At 38.8% G+C, this 24741-nt stretch carries 22 protein-coding genes and 2 pseudogenes; 15 read left to right on the top strand and 9 right to left on the bottom strand.

The genetic code is table 11. The features are described 5' to 3' along the window. Positions 1–41: 41 nt before the first annotated feature. Positions 42–299: pseudogene (locus EXT43_RS09070) on the bottom strand (PhoH family protein); the annotation flags it as partial. Positions 300–384: 85 nt separating this feature from the next. On the opposite strand from EXT43_RS09070, the gene EXT43_RS09065 reads away from it, so the two are divergent. The 7 genes from EXT43_RS09065 to EXT43_RS09035 all read left to right on the top strand — a co-directional run bounded on the left by EXT43_RS09065 (position 385) and on the right by EXT43_RS09035 (position 8428). After that, positions 385–1875 (top strand): site-specific integrase, encoded by a 1491-nt coding sequence (locus EXT43_RS09065; protein ID WP_016708217.1) that lies wholly within the window; start codon positions 385–387, stop codon positions 1873–1875. Continuing rightward, complete coding sequence (locus EXT43_RS09060) at positions 1859–4630, top strand: hypothetical protein (protein ID WP_074988938.1); 2772 nt, start codon at positions 1859–1861, stop codon at positions 4628–4630. The genes EXT43_RS09065 and EXT43_RS09060 overlap by 17 nt, the downstream gene beginning before the upstream one ends. Next, entirely contained in the window at positions 4627–6711 is a 2085-nt protein-coding gene (locus EXT43_RS09055; protein ID WP_130049666.1) for a hypothetical protein, read from the top strand. Before EXT43_RS09060 ends, EXT43_RS09055 begins: the two co-directional genes overlap by 4 nt. After that, positions 6708–7172 carry a hypothetical protein gene (locus tag EXT43_RS09050; protein ID WP_016708220.1) on the top strand — a complete coding sequence of 155 codons (465 nt, stop codon included), beginning with the start codon at positions 6708–6710 and terminating at the stop codon, positions 7170–7172. Before EXT43_RS09055 ends, EXT43_RS09050 begins: the two co-directional genes overlap by 4 nt. 222 nt (positions 7173–7394) lie before the next feature. Next, positions 7395–7772 carry a MerR family transcriptional regulator gene (locus tag EXT43_RS09045; RefSeq protein WP_016708221.1) on the top strand — a complete coding sequence of 126 codons (378 nt, stop codon included), beginning with the start codon at positions 7395–7397 and terminating at the stop codon, positions 7770–7772. A gap of 60 nt (positions 7773–7832) precedes the next feature. Beyond that, the gene (gene merC, locus EXT43_RS09040) at positions 7833–8222 is read left to right on the top strand and encodes an organomercurial transporter MerC (RefSeq protein WP_016708222.1); all 390 of its coding nucleotides are present in this window, start codon (positions 7833–7835) and stop codon (positions 8220–8222) included. Further along, positions 8210–8428: a GDCCVxC domain-containing (seleno)protein gene (locus EXT43_RS09035; protein WP_062566147.1), complete on the top strand. Its 219-nt coding sequence runs from the start codon at positions 8210–8212 to the stop codon at positions 8426–8428. The genes merC and EXT43_RS09035 overlap by 13 nt, the downstream gene beginning before the upstream one ends. A 1-nt stretch (position 8429) precedes the next feature. On the opposite strand, the pseudogene EXT43_RS09030 reads toward EXT43_RS09035, so the two are convergent. The 7 genes and pseudogenes from EXT43_RS09030 to cadR all read right to left on the bottom strand — a co-directional run bounded on the left by EXT43_RS09030 (position 8430) and on the right by cadR (position 14855). After that, positions 8430–8991, bottom strand: a pseudogene (locus EXT43_RS09030) (manganese efflux pump MntP family protein). A gap of 51 nt (positions 8992–9042) precedes the next feature. After that, complete coding sequence (qatD, locus tag EXT43_RS09025; RefSeq protein ID WP_062566148.1) at positions 9043–9774, bottom strand: Qat anti-phage system TatD family nuclease QatD; 732 nt, start codon at positions 9772–9774, stop codon at positions 9043–9045. After that, positions 9771–11105, bottom strand: a complete 1335-nt coding sequence (gene qatC / locus EXT43_RS09020) for a Qat anti-phage system QueC-like protein QatC (protein ID WP_063702034.1) — start codon at positions 11103–11105, stop codon at positions 9771–9773. The genes qatD and qatC overlap by 4 nt, the downstream gene beginning before the upstream one ends. Further along, positions 11098–11985, bottom strand: a complete 888-nt coding sequence (locus EXT43_RS09015; protein WP_016708226.1) for a hypothetical protein — start codon at positions 11983–11985, stop codon at positions 11098–11100. Before EXT43_RS09015 ends, qatC begins: the two co-directional genes overlap by 8 nt. A 1-nt stretch (position 11986) precedes the next feature. Next, on the bottom strand, positions 11987–13747 hold the full coding sequence (locus EXT43_RS09010) for a P-loop NTPase fold protein (RefSeq protein ID WP_130166808.1): 1761 nt from the start codon (positions 13745–13747) through the stop codon (positions 11987–11989). 11 nt (positions 13748–13758) lie between these two features. Then, on the bottom strand, positions 13759–14334 hold the full coding sequence (locus EXT43_RS09005; protein WP_062566150.1) for a recombinase family protein: 576 nt from the start codon (positions 14332–14334) through the stop codon (positions 13759–13761). Between the two features lie 131 nt (positions 14335–14465). After that, positions 14466–14855 carry a Cd(II)/Pb(II)-responsive transcriptional regulator gene (cadR, locus tag EXT43_RS09000; RefSeq protein WP_016708229.1) on the bottom strand — a complete coding sequence of 130 codons (390 nt, stop codon included), beginning with the start codon at positions 14853–14855 and terminating at the stop codon, positions 14466–14468. 82 nt (positions 14856–14937) lie between these two features. Here cadR and EXT43_RS08995 point away from each other — a divergent pair, with 82 nt between their 5' ends. From EXT43_RS08995 to EXT43_RS08965, 7 genes are all read left to right on the top strand, one after another. Continuing rightward, positions 14938–15591, top strand: a complete 654-nt coding sequence (locus EXT43_RS08995) for a cation transporter (protein WP_016708230.1) — start codon at positions 14938–14940, stop codon at positions 15589–15591. Positions 15592–15603: 12 nt separating this feature from the next. Then, positions 15604–16332 (top strand): transglutaminase family protein, encoded by a 729-nt coding sequence (locus tag EXT43_RS08990; RefSeq protein ID WP_016708231.1) that lies wholly within the window; start codon positions 15604–15606, stop codon positions 16330–16332. Next, on the top strand, positions 16325–17224 hold the full coding sequence (locus tag EXT43_RS08985; RefSeq protein WP_016708232.1) for a cation diffusion facilitator family transporter: 900 nt from the start codon (positions 16325–16327) through the stop codon (positions 17222–17224). The genes EXT43_RS08990 and EXT43_RS08985 overlap by 8 nt, the downstream gene beginning before the upstream one ends. 45 nt (positions 17225–17269) lie before the next feature. After that, positions 17270–17632, top strand: coding sequence for a hypothetical protein (locus EXT43_RS08980; RefSeq protein ID WP_016708233.1), 363 nt, complete (start codon positions 17270–17272; stop codon positions 17630–17632). Positions 17633–17701: 69 nt separating this feature from the next. Beyond that, on the top strand, positions 17702–19030 hold the full coding sequence (locus tag EXT43_RS08975) for a TolC family protein (protein ID WP_240701481.1): 1329 nt from the start codon (positions 17702–17704) through the stop codon (positions 19028–19030). A gap of 2 nt (positions 19031–19032) precedes the next feature. Beyond that, entirely contained in the window at positions 19033–19947 is a 915-nt protein-coding gene (locus EXT43_RS08970) for an efflux RND transporter periplasmic adaptor subunit (protein ID WP_016708235.1), read from the top strand. A 54-nt stretch (positions 19948–20001) separates the two neighbouring features. Further along, entirely contained in the window at positions 20002–23112 is a 3111-nt protein-coding gene (locus EXT43_RS08965; RefSeq protein ID WP_016708236.1) for a CusA/CzcA family heavy metal efflux RND transporter, read from the top strand. Between the two features lie 91 nt (positions 23113–23203). Here the strand turns inward: EXT43_RS08965 and EXT43_RS08960 are convergent, their stop codons facing one another. Continuing rightward, positions 23204–23344, bottom strand: a complete 141-nt coding sequence (locus EXT43_RS08960; protein ID WP_229677580.1) for a cupredoxin domain-containing protein — start codon at positions 23342–23344, stop codon at positions 23204–23206. An 874-nt stretch (positions 23345–24218) separates the two neighbouring features. On the opposite strand from EXT43_RS08960, the gene EXT43_RS08955 reads away from it, so the two are divergent. Then, a complete protein-coding gene (locus EXT43_RS08955) occupies positions 24219–24740 on the top strand; it encodes a DUF305 domain-containing protein (protein WP_008109672.1) in 522 nt (173 codons plus the stop codon). Position 24741: the final 1 nt, after the last annotated feature.

The raw sequence follows: 24741 nt of genomic DNA, 5'->3' as shown, positions 1-24741 counted from the left end.
CGATAACAGCTAGGTTAACGAGGCATAGGAATACTGGCAAGTTATAAATTTTCTTCAGCAAAGCTGGCTAAGCGGCTACGTACCACACCGTTTAAATTAACGGTAGCACTGCCCTGAAAATCTTTAAAACGTTCAACAATATAGGTTAAGCCTGAGGTAACTGGCGTGAGGTAGTTACTATCAATTTGCGCTAGATTACCTGAGCAAATGAGTTTAGTGCCTTCACCGCAGCGAGTAATAATGGTTTTCAGCTGTGAAGCGGTTAAGTTTTGACTTTCATCCAAAATCACCCCCGAATTGATATAATACTATCATACCCTTAATAAACTTGAACAAAAAAGCTTTTACACACATACTCTAGCTAAGAATCAAAGGTGAACGAAAATGATACTTCGAAATACAACAAAAACTAAAATAATTAAAACATCAGTCAACTTTGGAAAAGGAATGTCTTTTCATCTCGATAAATCAGGGCAACCTATTAAGACTGAAAAAGGCATCAGAACTCACTCATATAGGCACGATAAAATAGAACCTAATTTTCCAGTGCTATATCACCCGACTCGCTTCACCGAATGCCAAGAAATGAACTTATTTTTAATGCACCGCTTTGAAGGTCATTTCAGTCTCAAAAAGAATCAAATAGACAATGAGGCTTTTAGTGACGCTTATCATGCCAGCCAACCGGGAAAGCCATTAGATGTTAAGTCTGTTTGCAGTATAGCTAAGCACTTAAAAGCTTTCTTAGATTGGTTGGATAAAGATGATGCATCCTATTTTGAAGTAATAGCTGCACCACTTTCAAAACAATCTGTAGATGATGATATTTCTAGGTTACCTGTGTGGAGATATCACAAACATTTATGTGAAAGAGTCGAAACCAAAGATAAGTCTAAACGCATAAGCTTTAACAGCGCTCAAGAACGAATTAGAGCTGTTAAAGCATTCTATATATGGAGCCATAAGCGCGGGGCTATAGATAGCCTCCCCTTCTCACTTGAATACAAACAGGTACGTATTAAATCGAAAGCTAAATCAAGTGTAAGTTCATTGTTTCAATTACCTACTAGCAACACACGTTCTGGAGGCTTATGGAAGTGGGTTAGTAATTTGAGCATTCCAAATACATTGAAACAAAAGGAAGACTCACCCGAAAAAGATCTACAACCATATTCTCCAAAAGAACTTAAACAGTTGCTGGAGACGGATACGGCTCAAAAAGAGACTTATAAGCTTTATTTGCAATGTGCTTTGCTAGGTGGACTTCGTTCTTTTGAGATTTCAGCCATCGACCAGAAAGACCTTTTTGATCCTGATGAAAAAGAAAACGAGAAACGTATTCCAAAATTGAACATTGTACGAAAAGGACATAAGCCAGTGAGATTAACAATAGCGCGAGTTCTAATGAAGCTTTTGTACAATCACACTTTGACAATTCAAAATATGAAGCGACGTACCAAACATGAGACTAATCATGGTATGGACAATAGTGAACATCCGCTTCCTTTGTTTATGAATAGTTCAGGATCGCGGATAAGCGAAGATACACCGGGGAATACTATTTCCATAGTTAGAAAAGAACAAAGGAAGCAGGGATTAGAAATACTATTACGCACATTCCATGACTTACGCGCTACCTTTGCTACTTATGTCGCTAAATACCTAATTGACAAAGGTGAATCGGAGAGTTCCATCAGACAGACACTAATGACCTTGATGAGTCACGAAAGTTTTAAAACAACCAAACGTTACATCGACTTTGCCAAAAGTGTAGCAGTGGATGCATACGGAGCAATGTCAGAGTGGGTGAAAGATATCTACGGTGATGTTGACGAATTACTGATGCGTGAGGCTGAAGATGCAGCAGCAAGTTAAAACGCGGAAGTCCAATCGTATTCCTGCTAGATTTAAACCTCATTCAATTGTTCTAGCCAAACAGTTAGACGTTTTATTTAACAGGGCATATGACAAAGAAAACAATATTAGCGCAGATGACGACACTGCTATTTCAATGAGTCGCTTGCGGAATGCTTGTGTCAGTTTACAACATACTCTTCCTCTAGCCCTTAATAAGGTTAGTACAGATACTGCGACATCAATTCAAACTTCGGGATTAAATGCTCTATCAGACTTTGAAATTTGGCAAGAACTGGAATACTTTTGCATTAATGAAATAAATGATGTCAAGCTACCTAGTTATGCTACTCGTATAGAAGAAGCCTTAGAAAACTTAGCTAAGTTTCATTTTTATGATAACGCTATCAACGCTCCTTTTAGGCTAGTAAATGGGGCTACTTCAATCGACATAACTAAATTATTCGAACTTGAATTCCATCAAGTAAAAGAGATTCGTAAATTACTAAATAAATATCTGGACTATCTCGTCCTTCCAGAATTAAGCCTCAAAGATTCTTCTATTAGGGACAATATCCTCAAAACTGCGACAGCTATTATAAATCTTTGTCTACATGATACTTTTAAGAATACTGAACGCGTCAAACTGCCATTATTGGCAACATTACAGGATAGGGAATTCGTTTCATCATTTATATGCAATCACAACTTCCGTACTTTTTTAAAATTTATACTACCCGATGTGTGGGGTAAAGCTAGAGTCAATCAATTTAAAACTGAAGCCGAAGTAATAGGGTATGCACAAAGCATATCATCCAAATTTGGCAATGAAGTTGATGCTTTTTTGAAAAATCAGATAGCAAGCGCTTCGGAAGCTAATACAACAAGAGTTAGATCCTCAACTTTATCATTTCCAAGGTGGTTGAATAGTGCTGGTAGCGTAGCATCACCAATAATTAAGCTGCTTAGTGAGCGTGGAATTCAAGGGTTTGCAGAAAATGGCCTTCAGGGATTTAAATACCTTTATAAGCATTACCAAGAAGAAACTCAAAATAACCAGCAGTTTTTACTGCTACTAAACGCTGCATTGGACCTTTACCACTTTGTTACGGGTGAAAAAATCGCAAAGGAAAGTTTATTACCCTACTCATTGGGCTATTACCTTAAAGAAAGTGACACTACCGAATGGCAGAAGCATGAGTGGGTATATGACAATGCCTATAAATTTTATCAAAACCTAGTCGAATACCATAAAGTTTTTACAAAGCGAATTGATGGCGAGAGCATAGGTATCGTCACTCTCAAAGGTTACATAGGTAGTATGGCTAGAGCATTGAAAGAAAATGCATCATCATTAACAGATGAACAAATGAAGCTTATTGCCAGTCATGGGGTTCATGCTTTTGTTGAAAATAACTGTGAGATACTAAAGGCTATAAGAGAGGCAATTCAACTAAAATCAAAACAAGGCGATTTGTCGGTTTTTGTTGGTAATCAATATCAGAGCGCTATCGACAAATTACTATCGTTTTATGGTCTAGATACTATTAAAAGCTTTCCGGTCAACACCGAATTAACTGCACAACATCAAGAGCAACTATCTCAGAATCAAGATAAACTCTACTCATATAGAGAAGTAGTAGAATTAGCATATTACATAGAAAAAGGGCTTTCTGAGACCTTACTCACAATTAAAGACAAAGTTACACTTTATGCAGCAAAAGTCATATTGAAAACTGGTTGGAATTCAACTCCTACGCTAGAGCTTGATACTGACGACTTATTTTTCTTTAACACGCCATTACATTCAAGTAAAACTCCTGCTCTTCGTTTATTTAAACGCCGAGCTAATTATCAAACTCAATGGCATAAATTTGAAATTAAAGCCGAAGATCTAGAAAAAGAAGGCGTCTTATACGGCGACGTTGTCGAACCAGTAATATTTGATATTAAGGCTGCGACTAGACTTACGTCTATTTACCGCCCTTCTATTGAGAACCTATCAAAAAGAATTTTTGTTTTTCCCAAAGTAAATAGTATTGGAGAAGTAAAGATTCAATTATTAACAGCATCACGTTTCAAGACCTCTATAGATAGGATATTGACTGAGCTTGGGTGTGATATCGTATTTAATTCGCAAAAGATCAGAAAATCAGGGCTTAACTACATTTACCGAAAAGTTGCCAAAGAATTTAAGTGGTATCAAAAAGCTGGCAAGCACTCTTATGAAACGTTCTTGCGTCATTATTTAATGCAAGATAACAAAGATGTTGCAATGACAATCAACAGAGCGACAAAAACAATGGCAGACTATTTTGTTCGCGATGTTACCGACAAAGTAATCATTTTGCAGACTCCACCAGAAGACGGTAAAAAAGTCCCGAATGGCACATGCATTAACTCAAAAGATAAATCCGCAGTAGTGGCATTCGAATCTCAAAACAGGAAATTATTAGACCAGCGAGATACAAACGAGCATGCATGTGCCGACTTTAACGCATGCTTGTGGTGTCCGTTCTATCGCTGTGTTGCTGACGCATTGCATGTTTGGAAACTTTTGTCATACCGGGATTTTGTTGTTGCTGATATGGAAAACTCAGCCGCAACATTTGACTCTGTAACAGAGCAACTGGAAAACATAGAGCAGTTGAAAAATAGAGTTAACGAAATATTAACTGATATTGCCAAGCTTAATGCTCAAGCTGTGATTGATGGAAAAGAATTATTGAGAACAGAGGGTATTCATCCTCATTGGAAAAACACAGGTTTGCTATGACCAAAGAGATAACTAAAACAAAACTACTTGATATCGCTGTTGTAAAAACACATACAGGTCAAATCACTATAAAACCTTTGGTTCAGGTGTTAGAAGATTTTAAAGTTGATGATACTAGCGCTTTTAATTCGATTGCTTTGTGGGAAAACAGAGCATTGAATATTGCTAAACATGGCACTATTCACTTTGGCGATGACACTTGGATAAGCTATGAAGAAACGCAAAGAAATGTGAATTTTAAAGGTGTTGATGAATTAGCATATCAAATTCGAATTTATTCACTAATTAAACTCACACATGGTGATGTTGTAGGCGGTAAACCTCTAAAAATCTCTACACTTCAAAATGATGTAACGTATCTAAATTTAATTGCAGCCTTCTTAAGACAAAGAGGTTATCACTCATTTCATGAGTTGGAGTTCAAATCTGACTTAGTTATTAGGAATCTCATAAAAGACTATTTATATGAAGTCGGGAAAATAGCTATTTACAGACAATCACACTCATTTACTAAACTATTTGACGTGCAACGAAGCTTTCGTCTTTTTGGCCCTAAGGTGTGTAGTGTTTTTATTGATGTGCTTAACCAACTAAACGAGTTACACCATCCGAGACCAGTCACTTATTCGCACCCTGTCATTCCTACTAAAGTAATGAAAAAAATTCTGAAGTTTGCAGAAAAAATAGTTGAAAACTCTAAGGATAAGATAGAACGATGGCTAGAATTAAATGCACGCTTAATAGATAGTTTACATGAAGGCTCCATTGAACCACCGCCCAAAATGAATACAGGTGAGCTAATAGCAAAACATGTAAGAAACTTACCCAATGAAGAGGAATTCATTCAATTATCCGAAGAATTAGAAGATTTAAAATTAGCCACATACATTAATATCTTGGCCTATACAGGTATGAGATATAACGAAGTACTTACATGCAAGGTTGGCTGTGCCAATTACAAAGATGATATTTATTACATTACGGCAATTATGACCAAAACCGACAACAGTAAGGTTGAGATGGAATGGTTTTCAAACGCTGAAGTACATGAGTGTGTTGGTATTTACGAAAAATATGTGATCGGTATGCAAGAAAGGGCAAAAGCTGTACTTTCTTCATGCAGAGCCAATATAACAAGTAGTCAAGCACACAATTTGAAAGAAGGGTTAGAAAGAAACCGTCTTTTCGGGGTTTCACATAGTAGCTGTAGTGTTAGTTTTAGCGATGCTGGGCGATTCACAAAATTTGAGGTTAAAAACAGTGAAAACATTGAGCTTTTTGACTTAACTCTAGACGATGATGATATAGCAGAGCTTGAACGCCTTGAATCTAACTACAAAGAAGTTAGAGGAGAGAATAGAGGTGTCCCATACGAAGAAGGCGATACGTTTAGATTAACCGCTCACATGTTTCGACATACGTTGGCCTACTTTGTCATTGCCAATAAATTAGGTGAGCTTGATGATATTAGATATCAATTTAAACATTTAACTAGCCTAATGACGTTTGTTTATACTCGAAGAGCATTTTTGGCCTCAACAACTTTAATTAAAACTACTGAAGAGTTTAATGAGATTTTAATTGACCGTGTTGCAGAAGAGTTAATAGATGAAGCCGAGTCACAATCACTTAAAGGTGGTGCTGGTGAGCAAATTAATAAAACATCTAAAGATCTGATAATAGGTATTACTGATAGTCAAAGTAAAGATTCGACTGTGATTAAGCAGATCCATTTCAGTTCAATTGAAGAACTGAAAAAATTTCTCGTCAAAAATATTAAAAACATACGTGGCTTACCTACGGGGTACTGCACTGCGGGAGAAGCTTGCAAGATAAAAGGAGCAGGAATCCCTAGTGGCTGTGTGTATTGTGGTAGTAAAATCATTACCAAACGCCACAAGGTCAATTGGCAAATAATAAAAAAAGAAGCAACGCAGAAACTAGAGGCATATGCGGCATTAACCAAAGAAGAGCAAGAAGATTACGAGCTATTTGCTATTCACTGGAAAAATAATATAGCAGCAGCTGACTATGTATTAGATGAAGGCAAAGCGCATACAAACCAAGGAGAACAAGCATGAGTAGCGCATACGATGATATAAAACGTGCTTTTGAAGAGATGAAATCTGATGGCAGCAAGATAACCAAAAATGCAGTAGCAACGAGAGCTAAAAGAAATATTGCAAATCTATCTAAAGAAGAAGAAAAATGGGTAAAGTTACGAGAAAATATTGAAAAAGCTCAATTAACTTGGGAAGAAAAAAATAAAGATAATTTAATAAAACAACTCAGAACAAAGGTAGCCGAACTAAAAAGCAAGCTTGCTAAAGAAAAGCAAAAAAACGAGATTGACCCTAAGGAAATCGATAAGGATTTTGAAAAGCTACTGGTGCGATTACAAGAAATGTACGCTGAAATAGATAAGCTCAAACTGATTAATGCTGATTTAAAAAATCAACTTCAGCACTCAGGGCAACATACAGAAATAAGAGTGGATACGTCTACTGGTGAAATTATTGAATTAGTTTCAACGAAACAATAGATTAGATGTAGTAGCTCATATCTCATCTTACAGTTTTGTTGATTAGGTTTAGACTTCACCTGACAGGCAGCAAGAGCGAACAAGAGACGGTCAGAGTGATCTGGATATGTGAACTTAATTCTACAAAGCGGACGCTTAGCGACCCCGTTCATGCAATAAAATTGAGTTTAGGCAATCCGCATTAATTGTATAATGATGTCTCTGCTTCTAAAGAGTATGTTTATGAGAACCATTGGAAAACTGGCAAAAGATTTAGATATCAATGTTGAAACGATCCGCTTTTATGAGCGCCAAGGTTTAATAGAGCAGCCTCCAAAACCCGAATCAGGTTATCGAAAGTATGACGAGACACACGCTAATCAACTCAAATTTATTCTGAAAGCTAAAGCATTAGGGTTTACGCTGAAAGAAATTGAATCACTGATGTCACTAAGTAGCAGTTGCGCTGATATAGAATCGATGGGATTGCAAAAACTTAATCTCATCCGTAATAAAATTGCTGATTTACAGCGGTTAGAGAAAGTAATTCAAGATATGACAGATTCTTGCAAGGCCAATCAAGACCCTCAATCCTGCCCGGTAATAAATTCACTTAAATAGCTATTGACCCCGTACTTATGTACGGAGTTTATACTACCTTAAAAATTGAGGTAGATAGTTATGATCAATAAAATTCTAGATAAAGTAGGTTCTGGTGGCGTTTGGCTAGCCGCCCTTAGTTGCACAGCATGTTTTCCTGCGCTCGGCTCATTGGCATCTGCGCTTGGGTTAGGTTTTCTTTCACATTTTGAAGGGATAGCGGTGAACACCTTATTGCCATTATTTGCTTCACTAGCGTTGTTAGTTAATTTCTATAATTGGTATCAACATCGAGAGTCATTAAGAGGCATTTTAAGTGTCATTGGCCCAATTGCAGTATTGCTGACCCTTTATCCTTTATGGCAATACGACTGGAGCACTTACTTATTTTACTTTGGGATCATTTGGATGGTCGTAATGTCTATTTTAGATATTGTTAAGCCCATTAAGGAACCAGTATGCAAGGTATAGAATTAAAATCTAAGATAACTTGCCCTGAATGTGGATTTAGCAAAGTTGAAACCATGCCTACAAACGCTTGCCAATGGTATTACGAATGCGAAAGCTGTAAAGCACTACTTAAACCGTTCAAAGGTGATTGTTGCGTTTACTGCTCTTATGGAACAGTTAAGTGTCCTCCTATTCAAGAAGGCAATGCATGTTGCTCAGGTAAGTAGCCTAGTATTCGGTGGTTCTGTGCCAACCAAGTAATATCTTAAATGCGATTGCGATTAACACTAAACCACCAAATAGTTCAGCTTTAGACTCCAGCCATACGCCACTTCTTTCGCCGATATTCACACCAATCTAGCTAAAGGCAAACGTCGTGACGCCTATTATCAAGCAAGCTACGGCTATGTCTACCTCAAGCAATGTGATTGCATAACCTGCCGCCATTGCATCAATACTGGCGGCAATAGCAAGAACAAATAGCACACGATGAGTAACATTAGCAATATCTTCTTCAATTCCTTCAGATTGGGACTCATAAATCATTTTTGCCACCGATAAATAATAGCAAAATAAAAGCTATCCAAGGTGCATAATCTTCAATCCAAGATGATCATCCTTTACCGCTGTAATAGCCTAAAAGAGGTATAAAGCCTTGGAAAAATCCAAAATAAGCAACGGCTTTAATAAAGAGTTTTTCAGCATTTGCTACTTTTTTAGAACCTAAGCCTATGGATACTGCAAACACGTCCATACTGAGTGCTATAGCTAATACAAATACTTCAAACAAATCGATTAAACCTGAATAAAATTGTTATAAGATTACGTGACGTATAATTAGTTACTTGACTGATGTTAAACACCTAAGGTTTGCTGACAGTTGCTCAATTATCGAAGCCTTATTTTTACACCAAATTTCAGCCAGATATTCAGTAACAGTGCCAACACTTGAAGGAAACAGAATATTCCCCGCCACTTTGGCGAAAGGGCCATCAGTTTCGAGTAAAATCCTATCTTGAGGTATCCACGATATTACTTTTTTAGCTCTGGCTGAAGTAAGCATGGCTGGCCCAATAGAAAAGAAACAGCCTAGCTCGACGGCTTCTAGAACTTGCTTCTTAGTACCTAAAAACCAATGAAGAATAGAAGTACCAGCATCGGGGTATAACTTAAGTTGTTCAAGTACTTCACCTGTCGCATTAAGACTATGGATAGTTAATATTTTGTTATCAAAGCCTTCACATTTTTTCAAAATATGCGTAAAAACCTCTAATTGATCATCAAAGTAATCAGCATAACCTTTTGAGCCATCCAGCCCAATTTCTCCAATATATCTAGTTCTATCAACTAGCTTATCGAATAGAGGTAGTTCATTTTTCCTTAAATGAGCAAGTTGAGGGTGCAGACCCAAAGCCGTTTTACAGTGTTTTATGTCACTTGTTAACTGGACAGTACCTTCAAAAGCTGACGGCACCGTAGTTACTGATAGCACGTAATAATTACTGCTTTTTATGTCGTTCAATACCTCTTGATAATCTGGATATAAATCAACATGGCAATGAAGATCCATCATGATGATTTATCCGCTTGGAGAAATAATTCAACCTCTGCCAATCCTCGCTTAATAGTTGATTCTAATTTTTCTCGTATATCTTTTTCTTGTGGTATTGGTCCTGACTTTCGAAGCCAAGAACGATAGTTATCTGATTGTTTCAATCTAATAATGGCAGTTTGAACCGCTTGGAGATCATCGCGAGTATCTTTTTCTTTAATAAGACCTCTCAACCGCTTTGTCTTGTATGGCGCATCTTGTGTAAAACCAGCATGAAAAACTGACGCTCTTCGAATAAGGCAAGGTACACAATGCCCACACTGTTTATGCTCTCTGTGCCAATGACTACAAGAAACACTCAGAGGAACTGCTTTTCTAATTGCGTCTTGATCAACACATTCCGCTAACATTTCACCTTTAGTTTTGAATTGATAGGGGTTTACAAATTTGACATGAAACCCAGTGTCTCTAAGCAAAGATTCAAGCCTGCTTAGAAAATTAGGATGAGTAGTTCTAGTACTATGGCTACCAATCCGTCTTCTGGTAAGCGGTGGATTTATAGAAATATAGCCATTCTCAGGGACGACAATAGTTTCAATACTGCTATCGCAATTAGCATTTCTTAAGGCTGATATACCAAGTACCGCCATAGCTAGGAAGTTGAAGCTTCTTCCCCTCATGCTAATGTCAGTTTTACCTTCTAACTGCTTGATAATATGAGGAGACATTGAATAGGACAATTCGCCGAATGGCGGGGACAATAATTGCTTAATATCTTCCTGTTTTGCGCCATCACCACGATAAGCGTGACTAACCAAAAGCGGTTTTAAGGCTGACTCTCCGTTTAAAATGTCAATTGCACCAACTGCGCTATCAAGACCTCCTGAAAAAAGGCAGACTGAGTTGAGTCCAATTAATGATTTTGCTTTTGCTTTCGCTTGCTCACTTGTTTTAGGAGTCGGCATCGGCATAGTTGTTTTTTCAAAAGTAAACTGCCATTGATCGCCCGTTAGAAAGTTGAGCAAAGAACTTAGTTCAGGCTCAACAGTATTCCACATATCCTCATCGGTAACAGGAACATGCAAGTGCATTTTTCTAGCCCATGCATTTTCTGCATTATCCCTCAATTCAAATGTATCAGCGGCGGTAACGGCGGTTGCAATTGTTATCAGATCTATTGCATCAGCATCTACATGCAATCCTAAATCACGAACTGTTTGTAGTAGTTGTTTTGACACTAAGCTGTGCTTAGTGATGTCATTTTGATGCGTGTGAAACATTTGGACAGGATGACAGTCTTCAGAAAAATCAGGCAAGTTAGCTGGGTCATGGTTAAAATAAAAATTAGTCATCAAAACTCTCCCATTCATCCACTGTCATTGCAATTGCATCAGCTTGAATTTTAGTAATATTTTCCTTGCTAATAGTACTAGGGTTGCCATTAGTTACTTTGTCTAACTGCTCTTGTGTGATCACTTTTATTAATTCCCTTAATTCTACTTCCATTTGATGATGCTTACTTGCAGGCTCAACATGAAACCAAGCTCTGCCCATGCCTTCAACCACATCCTGAAAAATAAGATCTGTTAAATAACAGCCTATGGCTTCTTGAATAACTTCGTCAGTAAAACTGTTTGGGTCAAATTCTTCTGTATCGGGTAATGCTTCCTCTAGTGCGTAATCCAACGCAACTCTTACAGCATCCGAATCGGCATTATCAGGTGCCAAATGACTAGCAATTTTGTCAATTGCTTGGTCAGTCGATAACCCAGTTAGATCACCTAATGATAAGCTTTGATTATTAACCGTTACGGTGTCGCCACGCATGACACCAAGCAATCCAGAACCAGCCGTTATACCGCTTGCTAGTCTCCGGCTTGTGCTTTTACCTCCGCCAGAGCCTTTTCTAGAGTAACTTTTTAATGAACGCCTTAGATCTGAGGTTGAGCCACCTGTTTGTGCATATTTACCAAATGCTCTTCTGGCGCTGGCAAACCTATTTGGAGGTGGCGTTGCTGTTGGCGAACCACCGATTTCTTGTTGAACCTTGTCATTGTCAATATCGTTGGTATGGTCATTCTGATCATCAGATTGATTGTTATCAGAACCAGTTTGATCATCCCCATCAGTACCTGATGCAGGCTCTATTGTGACGGGATCTCCTTGCTCTGCCCAAGATGGAATTAGCGGACTCTTGTTATTCGGTCCTGTAGACGATGCGGACGTACCCATATTACTTAATTCCCTCTAGTTCTTTTAAGATTGGATTGAGCCACCTTTGACGAGGCAAGCTTTTTAAGAATGTAAGAAGACTTAAGCAACATTTATCATCCTGCTTGGCAAGTAACACGGCTCCATAGATGCCTGTTGGTTTTTCGGTCCAATCACCAATCAACTTAAAGTTTTCAATCAAACCATCCATGACTGACATGTACTCTTCCTTCGGAGTTGTGGTAATCGCAGTAGAGTTAACGCCACTGACCCTTACCTTTTGCTTCATTAATTCTTCTACAAGTTTTTGAGCAGCTCCCGACATTACCGCATTAACAGCACCCATTGGAATGCTTTCTCGGCTAAGGTATGCCGCTGGGGTCAAATCCATCTCAGTAAACATTGGAGGTAATTTTGACCATTTATCAATAAAAGCTAGGTCGAGTTTCCACTCTTCAGGTAACTTTATTTCATCAAATTTAACTTCTGAATTTTCGAGATCCGCTAAAACTTTTGGATATCCGTTTTCCTTATCAATTAATTCATAAAGCTTGTTAGTAGCCTGAGTGCCTAAGCACCTCTCAAAAATTACCAGCTTAGTGATAGTTTTCTCGTCAAGCTGCATTCCTCGACGGTGAGCCGTTTTCTTTCTCATCTTAACTTGATTGAGTAATCGCTTAACTATGCGAGGGTTACCGTTAATGTTTGTGGATTCAGCTAATAGTGGAGCTAACTGTTCAGCAACTACAAATTTGCTTCTGAGTCCTGAATGCTTTTCGATATCGTGATCCTGAAGAAGCTCATCAACGGTAATTTGTGGTTGTTTCCAAGAAAGCCTTAATGATTCTTCAAGGGCACATCTTATCGCTTCTAACTGAGCATCTGTCACTCCGTGGTCTTGAGCGGTGAGCATCATTAAATATGCCCTTATCTCAAGAACACCGGGCCTTGGTACATGCACAGGAATTTGAATAAGCTTGTCTAAATAATCAGTTTGATGTCGTTGAGATGCACCTTTGTGATATTCAGGTACTGCCAAACGGATCATGTCTTCATCGGCGGCAATGACAAATGCGGTATTTGGTAAAAATAGAAATAATCTGATCGCCTCAAGTGTTGAAATGGCATTAAATGGAGAGCAGCGATCTAAATTATCGACATAGACAATAAGTGGCTTATCAAACTCCTTTAACAGATCAGAATATGCTTTTCGGAATTCTTTAATTTCTTTAGGAGGTGAGAATGATTTCTTATCTTTGATCAAACCTTTGTTTTTCTTCGCAACATCCTTAGCGCCATCGACAGCACCTTTTACATCATCAACATCAAGTTCACCATCGTCACCACCACTGAATAGTCCCATGATCTTCTGTATACCACCCATAGTCGGTATACCAGCTAATGCTGCACCACCATCCATTAGCAGTCCCATCAGTCTGATCTTATCTATTCGTCCAGCAAACTCTATTGCTTTTGCACTTAGATTTTTATCGTCTGCTGCTTTTTTTACTAAAGTAGATGCAATTGTTTCTAATAGCGCTGCTTTAGCGTCATCGTATCCTTGGAAAGTCCATGCATCGAAATGCACTTGTATATATTCTTGTTCATCAGTTTCCAAAGATGCTTTGGTAAGTTCAAGAATCGTGGATTTTCCAGCGCCCCAATCACCAAAGACACCTATACTAATAGGCATTAATTCCTTTTCAGTGATAAGATCTTTAATCGACTCAGCCGTTTCATTAAAGTTTAAGAAGTCAATTTTTGACTCTTTATCAGACCACATAACATCTCCTTTTATTTATTATTTTTTTGTTCCATTCTTTCAATAGTTCGATGAACCGTCGGGCGGCTAACAGAATATTTCTTCGCTAATGCAGAGATCGATTCACCATTTAATTTATCTTTATATAATTCTTTCGCTTGTTTGTCTGATAAAGCAGGCAACCTACCCATATGTTTGCCTTTAGCCTTCGCTTCTTCGCGACCTTCTGCGGTTCTGGCTTTTATAAGATCCCGCTCAAGTTGAGCGAATACTCCACATAGGTTGATCATGGCGGTGGCAAACGGATTATCATTTTTAGTATTGAGAGAGCCGTCGATAATATTTAAACAAGCCCCCTTTTTGTGGATACTTTCAATAGCCTCAAGAATAGACTTTAATGATCGGCCTAGCCGATCAAGGCGAGTAACAATTACCTCATCACCCTCCCTGATAAAATCGATGAGTTCCTTTAGCTTTTCTTCATTTCTAATGGAAGCACCTGACTGTTTTCCTTGAAATATTTTTTCACAGCCATGAGCGTCCAACTTGGACAGTTGAATATTTAAATCTTGCTCTTTAGTTGAGACTCTTGCAAAACCAACTTTCATATGTACGAAACCTGTAACTTTCGTACATCTTAACAATCAAGTGAACGAAAGTACATTAAATAAATTTCGTACATGAACGTAATAAAATATAGTTATTCGTACACAACACGGATAGAAAATGAATGACAATTCTAACTATCAAGTGACTTAATTATTCCACACGCTTCAATGGTGTTTTCAGTTGTACACAAACTTGCCATTTGTTGAAGCTCAGCTTTTAGTGCTTTGAGTTCTCTCATTCGATTGTTAACTAAGGCCAATTGTTGAGCAATGAGCTTATTAACACTTGCACAGCTTTCTTCTGGCTTATTTTTCAGTTCCATAAGGCGTTTAACATCTGTTAGAGGGATATCCAAACTTCGGCAATGCTTTATAAACTCTAATTCTTTTAAAGCCCGTTCACCGTATAACCTGTAATTCCCTTCAGTACGTTCAGGAGTTGAAAGCAACCCTTCTTTCTCGTAATACCGAATTGTTTGTATCGAACACCCTGTCGTTTTTGAAAGTTCACCTATCTTCATAAAACTTTAGTCCTAAATCTTGACTCTATAGTCACTATAGACTTTATAGTTAAGTTATCAAGCAAATAACTAAGGCCGTGCAATGAGTGGTTGTGGTTGCGAAGTCGAACTAAAAGATGCGAAACAAAAACATGTGCTGTATTGGTTGCTAGGTATTAATGCGGTTATGTTCTGCGTTGAGATTACTGTGGGCCTATATGCAAACTCAACGGCTTTGATAGCAGATTCAATGGATATGCTGGCTGACGCAATTGTCTATGGTATTGCTCTATATGCCGTGAGCCGATCTTTAAAGCATAAAGCCAATGCAGCCCTTATCAGCGGTTACTTTCAGCTGACACTCGGAATACTGGTAATCTTTGACATAGTAAGAAGACTCGGAGAAGGTGAGCCTCACTCTTGGTTCATGATCGGCTTTGGTTTTGTAGCATTAATAGCAAACGTCATTTGTTTAGTTTTAATCAGAATGCAAAGCAATGGTGAAGTCCATATGCGTGCAAGCTGGATATTTTCAGCCAACGATGTGATCGCAAACTTGGGGGTCATTGCTGCTGGTGTTTTAGTGATGCTACTTGATTCTCGCTGGCCTGACATTGTGATTGGTAGTGTGATTGCAACCCTAATTTTAAGAGGGGCTTACCTGATTATTACTGATGCGAAGAAAGAGCTGAGCAACGCAGAGTTAACAAGCGAAAACAATAGCTGTAGTGGAAGTAAATCAAAATCATGTTCTTAAAGGAGATGGATAATGAGTGCTAATTATTTAGAGAAAACACAAATATTAGACTTAGATGATCACAGCATCCAATCTCTAATAGCAGATCGGAATTGGAATACAATGGATGAATACAACACAATAGGAGCTGCTTACACCTTTGTTAAAGATGAGATTCAGTTTGGTTACAACCGCAGCGATGATATATCTGCGAGTGAAGTTTTAGCGGATGGCTATGGACAGTGCAATACCAAGGGAAACTTGTTAATGGCTCTATTCCGAGCGCTTGGTATTCAGTGCCGATTTCATGGTTTCACGATTGACCAACAGCTTCAGAAAGGCGCTATTCCTTCTTATGTATTTTGGCTTGCCCCAAAATCCATTATCCATAGCTGGGTAGAAGTGCTCTATGAAGGTAAGTGGATCAATTTAGAAGGCTTCATTCTCGACGAAGCTTACCTAAGTTCAATTCAATCCAAATTCAGTCAAGCTAAAGATAATTTTTGTGGTTATGGAATAGCTACTACCTGCATAAGTAACCCAGAGACGAACTGGGTTGGTAAAGATACTTATATTCAAAAAGAAGGCATACACGACGACTTTGGCTTTTATGACTCACCCGATGAATTCTATGCTGAGCAGGGAACCAATCTAACGGGTATTAAACGTTGGGCGTACCAAAACTTTATCCGTCATATCATTAATTGGAATGTACAAAGGCTTAGAAGAAAAAATGTAACCGCCGAGGCTCAACATGCATAACCACTCTCACGGTCATGATCACCCTCACAATGATGAGGACGCTTCGAGACGCATTGGCTGGGCTTTTTTTCTAAACCTCACGTTTACCATCATCGAATTTATCGGAGGTTGGTTAACCAATAGTACGGCAATCATGGCAGATGCTATCCATGATTTAGGAGATAGCATCTCCATAGGCACCGCATGGGGATTAAATAAGCTCAGTAACAAGCCTGCCTCTAGCCAGTTTTCATATGGTTACAAGCGCTTTTCATTGCTTGGCGCATTGATTAACGGTTTGGTATTAACTGTTGGTTCTGTTTTTATACTAATTGAGGCCATACCAAGATTAGCTAACCCCGAAATGCCTCAAGTCGAAGGAATGCTTTTATTAGCTATTTTTGGCATGGTGGTAAACGGTTACGCTGCCTATAAGCTAAGTCATGGAAAGACCTTAAATGAACGAGTTTTAAACTGGCACTTGCTTGAAGACGTTTTAGGTTGGATAGCTATATTTATTGTATCAATCGTATTGATGTTTGTTGAATGGCCCATACTCGATCCTATTTTATCAATTGGGTTTACCCTTTTTATTTTATTTAATGTTGTAAGAACACTGAAAACGACACTTATGCTCTTCTTGCAAGCGACACCAGATATTGATCTTATTGAAAATATTAAATCGAAAATAGTTTCTAAAGCCATTGTGGGTGAAGTACATCACTTACACATCTGGTCACTTGATGGTGAACACAACGTTTTAACCGCCCATATTGTTTTAAACACTGAAATATCTAACGAAGAGCTGAAATCGTACAAGCTAGAGTTGCGACAGGAGCTTAAAGAGTTTGATTTTGCTCATACAACAATTGAAATAGAGTTCATAGACGAGCAATGTCGTGACGCAAGCTAAACGATAGTGTTAACATTGGCATAACTAAGAGATAGTTGAAACGAAATGAATATTAAACAATTCCCTGCATACATCATGATAGTGCTGATATTACTTCAGTCATTTTCTGCTGTGGCAAAAGTTGCTGATGTTCATATTGTTGATTCCGAGCATATAAAAACCGAGCATGTTCATGCTTTAGATGACCACATTTCTTCTGAAAAATTAATACAATCATCAGCAGATAATGACCAACACAACCCCGCTGATTGTCATCATTGCGGACACTGCAATGGCTCGCATGTACAGTTTGCTACGCATGTTTACATCAGTAGAGACATTGATTTCAAATCAAGTCAGGTATTTGATTATTTAAAAGTAGTCATTGAAGCTCCCCCTTCCAGATTACTTCGACCTCCCAAAAGTTAGTCCTTTTATTTAATTGGCGCGTTAGGCGGTGAAGCCAACGCTCGTTTCATAAAATAAACAGGACAAAATATGAATATGTCTTATTTTAAGGCCCCCGTACTTGCTTGGAAGAAAGTAAAACGGTTGCTTCTGTTGTCGTTTTTAGTGACAACTAATAATGTATTTGCAAATGACTTAACTGTTGATTCAGTTTCATTGTCAGAGGCAATACAACGAACACTTGCAAACAACCCACAGCTAACAGCTTTTAAATACAAACAAAAGCGTTTAGACGGCGAGTTAGCTACCGCAGGGTTAAAACCTGAATATAACGTCAGCGCTGAATTGGAAAACTTTGCAGGTACAGGTGATGTATCTGGATTCAGCGACGCTGAACTTACCTTATCAATATCTTCCGTGGTGGAATTGGGAGATAAGGTAAATAGCAGAAAGCTTTATGTTAATGCCCAACAGCAAGCAATAGCTGTTGAAAAAAGAATACAAACACTCGATATTTTGGGTGAAGTAGCAGCTCGCTATATCGATGTTTTGACGTTACAGCAAATCATGCTCATCAATGAAAATGCAGAAAAGCTAGCACGAGAAACCTATCAAACTGTCTCCAAAAAAGTTCGTGTTGGTTCGGCACCGTCATCAGAGCAAAAACGAGCTGATGCAGCTTTAGCAACAGCTCGACTAAAGACGCTAACCATTTCCAAGCAGTTAGAGGCCAGTGTTCGTAAGTTAGCTATTATGTGGGGAGAACAATCACCGCAATTCTCTCGTGTATCAGGCGATTTATTTGCACTTCCCAAAACAATATCACTCGAATACATCATGGCTCAACTTTCTCAAAGTCCTCATATATTAGCTTATGCAGAGCAATCGAGAATTCAGCAAGCTCAATTACAATCAATCAACGCACAAAGCCACGCTAATATAACGTGGAGCGCAGGTGTGAAAAGACTTGAAGGTAGCAATGAGACTGCGTTGGTTGCAGGAATTAGCGTCCCTCTGTTTACGAGTGATAGAAATAGAGGCAGCTATCAATCTCAAAAAGCAAAACTCGATGAAGTTGAGCAGCAACGGAAAGCCAGTGAGCGAGCAATTTACAGCCAATTAGCGACATTTTATGCGGCTCAGGAAGAGGCTCGCCTTACGGTTGAAACCTTACAAACCAGTATTATTCCGCCTCAAGAAAGTGCTTTGTCATTAGTGCAAAAAGCCTATTCGGACGGGCGCTTTAGTTATTTAGAGCTAGTTTCAGTTCAAAAAGAGCTTATTGAGATGCAATATGCGCTTATTTTTGCCGCAAGTGAGGTTCACAAACAAAGCGCCTCCATTGAGTCCTTATCAGGCATTCCATTAATTTCTTCCGGCAATACAGAAAGCCAACTTTCAAGCTTTATTGAGAATTAATCATGAAAAAGAAAAATATATTAAATTCACCAATCAGCCTTTTCAAATTAATGCTTGTTGCTGTAATTGGTTTCACCTCCATCACGACCTCAGCCAGTGAAGAACACAAAGATGAAATAGTCTCTATGTCTGTTGAGATGGCTAAACAAAACAGCATTGAAACAGTAGCAGCAACTAGCGGTGTTATTCATAACGAAGAAGTTGTATATGGAAAAATCGTTGCCGATCCTGCCTCACTTGCGCACGTTAACGCTAGATTCGATGGTGTTATTAAGGAAGTAAAAGTCAATCTCGGCGAAGAGGTCAAAAAAGGTGAAACGTTGGTAGTGATTGAATCCAATGAGAGCTTAAATCAATATTCGATAAAAGCACCAATGTCTGGGCGTATAGTCGCTAGGCAAGCCAATATTGGCGAGCTTACAAATGGTGAAAACTTGCTGACAATAGCCAATTTTGACGTGGTTTGGGCACAACTATCAGTGTTTCCTACTCAGCTAAGTAAGGTTAACGCTAACCAGCAGGTGCTAATTCATAGCACTGAATTTAATCAAAGTGCGCAAATTAGCTATTTAACACCATCACTAAACGACAAGCCATACTCATTGGCATTTGTAAAATTGGATAACAAAACCAACAAGTGGCCGCTTGGCACTGTAATTAAAGGTGCGGTTACGACCAGTCAACACTCTGCTCCAGTTGTTGTGCCAAAAGGAGCCATTCAAGAGTTTGAAGGCAAAGATGTTGTTTTTATTAAAGAAGGCAATGAATACCACCCTAGCGCCGTAAAAACTGGCGCTTCAGACGCTATCAATATTGCTATCATCGACGGTTTGAACGTCGGCGAAAGTGTGGTTGTAAAGAACAGTTATCTGCTAGTTGCTGATCTAAAAAAATCGGAGGCTGGACATGAACACTAATCTCCGACCTTTTTGTCCTCTACATATTGGCTTCAGTATTATCGAGGTGAAAATATGATCGCTTGGATACTAGAATTATCTATCCGTAGACGTGGTACTATGTTGCTTATGGCCTTGTTTATCATCGCTTTAGGAATATGGAACTATCAGAAGCTACCTATTGACGCTGTGCCAGATATAACCAATGTACAGGTACAAATAAACACGCAGGCTCAAGGTTATTCACCTTTGGAAACAGAGCAACGGATTACGTTTATCGTCGAAACGGGCTTGGCAGGTTTACCTAAGCTGGATTATACCCGTTCACTTTCTCGATATGGCCTGTCGCAAGTGACTGTTGTGTTTGAAGAAGGCACAGATTTGTATTTTGCCAGAAACCTAATCAATGAGCGACTTAGCGCAATTAAGGAGCAACTACCGTTTGGCATTGAACCAGAAATGGGACCAATTGCTACGGGCCTCGGTGAAATATACATGTACAGTATAACTGCCGACGAAAGTGCAAAGCAGAATAATGGCTTACCCTATGATGCGATGGCGTTAAGGGAGATCCATGACTGGGTAGTGAAACCACAACTTGCATTGGTTAAAGGGATTACGGAAATCAATGCAATTGGTGGCTATAAAAAGCAATACCATATCAATCCCGATCCGTTAAGGATGTTGCACTTCGGTATTACCAGTGAAGCACTATCAAATGCAATAATGCGAAATAATGCAAATCAAGGGGCTGGATTCATCGAAAGAAGCGGACAGCAAATTCTTGTTCGTTCACAAGCTCAGTTGCAATCTATTCAAGACATCCAAAACGTCATTATAAAAAGCGACGACGGCACACTTGTAAAAGTTAAAGATGTCGCCGAAGTTGCGATAGGAAAAGAGCTAAGGACAGGAGCTGCATCACTGGAAGGCAAGGAAAGTGTGATTGGCACCGCAATGATGCTGGTAGGAGAAAATTCACGCTCGGTGGCATTGGCTGTTGGTGACAAGCTTAGTGAAATCCAAAACAGTTTACCTCAAGGCGTGTCCATAGTTCCCTTATATGACAGGACAACTCTGGTTGATAAAGCAATTAGCACCGTACAGAAAAATCTTATTGAAGGTGCATTACTGGTTATCTTCGTATTGTTCCTATTACTGGGTAACATACGCGCCGCTTTGATTACCGCCGCAGTAATTCCTTTGGCAATGTTGGCAACAATCACGGGCATGGTTCAAAGCAAAGTCTCTGCGAATTTAATGAGTCTGGGAGCCTTAGATTTTGGATTGATTGTCGATGGCGCGGTAATAATCGTTGAGAACTGCATTAGGCGGTTAGCAGAAAGCCAAAAACGAAATAGTTCTGTCATTTCCCTGAAAGAACGCCTAGACATTGTTTATTCTGCTACCAATGAGGTTATACGACCTAGTGTTTTTGGCGTATTGATCATAACGATTGTCTATTTACCTTTGTTTACCTTATCGGGTGTCGAGGGCAAAATGTTTCATCCGATGGCCGCAACGGTGATAATCGCTCTATTGTCTGCAATGGTATTTACCTTCACGCTAGTCCCCGCTGCGGTTGCTTTATTCTTGAAAGGCAAAATCAGCGAAAAAGAAAGTCCAGTAATTGTCGGCGCTAAGTCAGTTTATAGTCCTGTTTTGAAGTGGGCTTTAAAACTACGTTGGCTAGTTGTTTGCGGCGCTGCTTTACTTGTGACTTTTAGCATATTACTTGGTAGTAAATTAGGATCTGAATTTGTTCCTCAACTTAATGAAGGTGACATTGCACTGCACGCGATGCGTATTCCGGGCACGGGTATTGACCAAGCTGTAGAAATGCAGAAGGTACTTGAACAACAAATTATGAAATATGATGAAGTTGTTACGGTGTTTTCAAAAACGGGCACAGCAGAAGTTGCGACAGACGCGATGCCGCCAAATGTGACTGATACTTTTCTGATATTAAAGCCGAGAGAGCAATGGCCCGACCCTAATTTAACGAAAGAGGATTTTGTTGAAAGGCTGGAAAAAGATCTCAGCTCTATTCCCGGCAATAATTATGAGTTTACTCAACCAATTCAGATGCGATTTAACGAATTAATTAGCGGAGTAAGAGCTGATTTAGGGATTAAGCTCTACGGTGATGATCTATCCCAACTTGTCATTTCTGCACAAGAAGTTTTGGCTACACTCAATACAATTTCAGGTGTTGCTGATGCGCGGCTCGAACAAGTTGATGACGTGCCTATCTTTACCGTTAACCCCAAGCCTGAAGCATTAGCGCTATACGGGTTGGATGCAAGCGACTTACAGTCTTGGTTAAAAACAGTCGTGTCAGGTGAAGGCGCAGGGTTAATATTCGAAGGTGATCGTCGATTTGAAATTGTAGTTAGATATCCTGAGCTGTTGAGAGCCAACCTTGATCAGCTAGGTAATTTGCCAATCGCGACAGAAAGTGGTGAGTTTGTACCTGTAAGCGAAGTTGCAGAGTTAAATTATACGACAGTTCCAAGTCAAATAAGCCGAGAAAATGGTAAGCGACGAATTGTAATTACAGCAAATGTTAGAAACCGAGATCTAGGCTCATTCGTACAAGAGGCACAGCAAAAAATTCAACAAAATGTTGAATTGCCTGCTGGTTATTGGCTTGAGTACGGCGGAACATTTGAGCAACTTGAGAGTGCAACGCAAAGATTATCCATCGTAGTACCTGCCACATTGTTTGTAATTTTGACACTGCTTGTCATAGCATTTAGTTCAATAAAAGATGCCCTGATCATATTTAGTGGTGTGCCTTTAGCACTTACAGGCGGCGTATTGGCTTTGTGGTTAAGAGACATGCCTCTTTCAATTTCTGCTGCTGTTGGATTTATCGCTCTTTCAGGGATAGCTGTATTAAATGGACTGGTGATGCTGTCATTCATTAAACAGCGATTACTTGAAACAGGAGAGCTAATAAACTCAATTATCGAAGGTGCAACTATCAGGCTTCGCCCTGTATTAATGACCGCTTTGGTTGCTAGCTTAGGTTTCATTCCTATGGCATTAAACGTCGGAACTGGGGCTGAAGTTCAGAGGCCATTAGCAACGGTGGTAATTGGAGGGATTATTTCCTCTACTTTACTTACTTTAGTTGTTTTGCCTGTTCTATATAGAATTGTTTACAGTAAATACAAATCTTAACTTTAATTTAGAGGCTTCTCGTAATGTTTTCGAGAAGCCTTTTGTTAAGTTACTTTTGCTCGTTCAGGTGTGTAAAAAGACCTATTTAAAACTAAATTACTTTTAAGACGCCGCGATACATTTGTATCTGACAATGAAACTCATGCTCTCCCTGTGACAAGTTTAATAAGGTAATTTGAGTAATTTCATTTAACTTAAGCTGTTCGCTTATATCCAATGAAGGAATAAGCATTATTTCAGCGCAGGGGGATTGCTCTTTATGACCGTTATGAACGCACGTCATTATTGCTAATTGCGCAGATTATGAATGAAACTGGTAAACGGATTATCATTTTTTGTACTGACAGAACCATTAATAATCTTTGAACAATCGCCCCGTTTGTGAGTACTTTCAATGTCCTCAAGAATAGACTTTAATGATCGGCCTAGCCGATCAAGGCGAGTAACTATTACCTCATCACCCTACCTGATGAAATCGATTAGCTTCTTTAACTTTTTTCATTTCTAACCGAAGTACCAGACACATTGCCTTATAATATTTTTTTACAACCATAATAGCCCAACTGAACAGTTGAGCATTCAAATCTTGTTCTCTAGTAGATACTCTTGCAAAACCACTTTCATGTGTAGGAAACTTTTAGCTTTCGGACATGAACGAGATAAAAGATCAATATTCGTTCATTTAAAAAGTGAAATAAATGACAACTCTAACTATCAAGATTAATTCTTCCACATGCTTTAACTGTGTCTTCACTTGTACACGAGCTTACATTTGTTGAAGCTCAGCTTGTAGTACTTTGAGTTCCCACATTAGATTGTTAACTAAAGCCAATTCCGCCTGTGTCTATCACAAGTTCAAAACTCAAACTCTAAATATAAGCTGATTTGATCTCCTTCAAAGAAGATTTTTTGCCCATAAACTCTTACACCGAAATGTGTAGATTAGTACTGATTCACAATAATTGCGCTGAAATTGAGTCAATCGTATTACAAATACTCTTATTGATACTGGCTCATTACTTGCAATTTTTCGAGAACATGACCACATGTAGAGAATAATAGGCTAACAGTGGGAAATATTTACACTATCAATGTAAGGATTACTTATGAAATACTCAAGATTTGCTGCAATGATCATCACCTCAACCATTGCTATGTTTGTCATGATGTATCTCAACACTTACGCAGTATCACATATATGGTTTAGTGAAACGCGTATCTATATGGCGTTGTATATGGGAGCAGGTATGGCAATGATCATGCTGGCCTTTATGCTTGGCATGTACAGTAACAAGAAGCTCAACATGGCTATTTTTCTATTGGCGACAATACTGTTCGCCATATGTCTTTATCTTGTTCGCTCTCAAAGCACAATTTCTGACACTGCCTACATGAAAGCGATGATTCCTCATCACTCCATTGCTATTCTTACTAGTGAGCATTCAACTTTGGAGGATGTACGCGTGCGTGAATTGGCAAATGGTATTATTAAAGCCCAACGAAAAGAAATAAAAGAAATGGAATGGCTGATTAAGGATATTTCTGAAAATGGAAAGGTCAGCTCACAAGCTCAGGCTGAGCAACGACCGCTCCCAAAGTTTGAAGGCACACTGAACAAAGGAGACTAAG

The sequence above is a fragment of the Pseudoalteromonas sp. CO109Y genome, from assembly GCF_004208935.1.
Lineage (GTDB): Bacteria > Pseudomonadota > Gammaproteobacteria > Enterobacterales > Alteromonadaceae > Pseudoalteromonas > Pseudoalteromonas shioyasakiensis.
Note: the sequence above shows the minus strand (reverse complement) of the source record. Positions and strands in the feature narration are given on the sequence as shown.

Bases quoted from the DNA above. Each gene is read 5' to 3' on its own strand.
- EXT43_RS08985 (WP_016708232.1), top strand. From the start codon at position 16,325: ATGCATAACCACTCTCACGGTCATGATCACCCTCACAATGATGAGGAC.
- EXT43_RS08960 (WP_229677580.1), bottom strand. From the start codon at position 23,344: ATGCTTATTCCTTCATTGGATATAAGCGAACAGCTTAAGTTAAATGAA.
- EXT43_RS08970 (WP_016708235.1), top strand. From the start codon at position 19,033: ATGAAAAAGAAAAATATATTAAATTCACCAATCAGCCTTTTCAAATTA.
- EXT43_RS08965 (WP_016708236.1), top strand. From the start codon at position 20,002: ATGATCGCTTGGATACTAGAATTATCTATCCGTAGACGTGGTACTATG.
- EXT43_RS09035 (WP_062566147.1), top strand. From the start codon at position 8,210: ATGCAAGGTATAGAATTAAAATCTAAGATAACTTGCCCTGAATGTGGA.
- merC (WP_016708222.1), top strand. From the start codon at position 7,833: ATGATCAATAAAATTCTAGATAAAGTAGGTTCTGGTGGCGTTTGGCTA.
- EXT43_RS08955 (WP_008109672.1), top strand. From the start codon at position 24,219: ATGAAATACTCAAGATTTGCTGCAATGATCATCACCTCAACCATTGCT.
- cadR (WP_016708229.1), bottom strand. From the start codon at position 14,855: ATGAAGATAGGTGAACTTTCAAAAACGACAGGGTGTTCGATACAAACA.
- EXT43_RS09015 (WP_016708226.1), bottom strand. From the start codon at position 11,985: ATGGGTACGTCCGCATCGTCTACAGGACCGAATAACAAGAGTCCGCTA.
- EXT43_RS09060 (WP_074988938.1), top strand. From the start codon at position 1,859: ATGCAGCAGCAAGTTAAAACGCGGAAGTCCAATCGTATTCCTGCTAGA.
- EXT43_RS08975 (WP_240701481.1), top strand. From the start codon at position 17,702: ATGAATATGTCTTATTTTAAGGCCCCCGTACTTGCTTGGAAGAAAGTA.
- EXT43_RS09045 (WP_016708221.1), top strand. From the start codon at position 7,395: ATGAGAACCATTGGAAAACTGGCAAAAGATTTAGATATCAATGTTGAA.
- qatD (WP_062566148.1), bottom strand. From the start codon at position 9,774: ATGATGGATCTTCATTGCCATGTTGATTTATATCCAGATTATCAAGAG.
- EXT43_RS09065 (WP_016708217.1), top strand. From the start codon at position 385: ATGATACTTCGAAATACAACAAAAACTAAAATAATTAAAACATCAGTC.
- EXT43_RS09005 (WP_062566150.1), bottom strand. From the start codon at position 14,334: ATGAAAGTTGGTTTTGCAAGAGTCTCAACTAAAGAGCAAGATTTAAAT.
- qatC (WP_063702034.1), bottom strand. From the start codon at position 11,105: ATGACTAATTTTTATTTTAACCATGACCCAGCTAACTTGCCTGATTTT.
- EXT43_RS08980 (WP_016708233.1), top strand. From the start codon at position 17,270: ATGAATATTAAACAATTCCCTGCATACATCATGATAGTGCTGATATTA.
- EXT43_RS09055 (WP_130049666.1), top strand. From the start codon at position 4,627: ATGACCAAAGAGATAACTAAAACAAAACTACTTGATATCGCTGTTGTA.
- EXT43_RS09010 (WP_130166808.1), bottom strand. From the start codon at position 13,747: ATGTGGTCTGATAAAGAGTCAAAAATTGACTTCTTAAACTTTAATGAA.
- EXT43_RS09050 (WP_016708220.1), top strand. From the start codon at position 6,708: ATGAGTAGCGCATACGATGATATAAAACGTGCTTTTGAAGAGATGAAA.
- EXT43_RS08995 (WP_016708230.1), top strand. From the start codon at position 14,938: ATGAGTGGTTGTGGTTGCGAAGTCGAACTAAAAGATGCGAAACAAAAA.
- EXT43_RS08990 (WP_016708231.1), top strand. From the start codon at position 15,604: ATGAGTGCTAATTATTTAGAGAAAACACAAATATTAGACTTAGATGAT.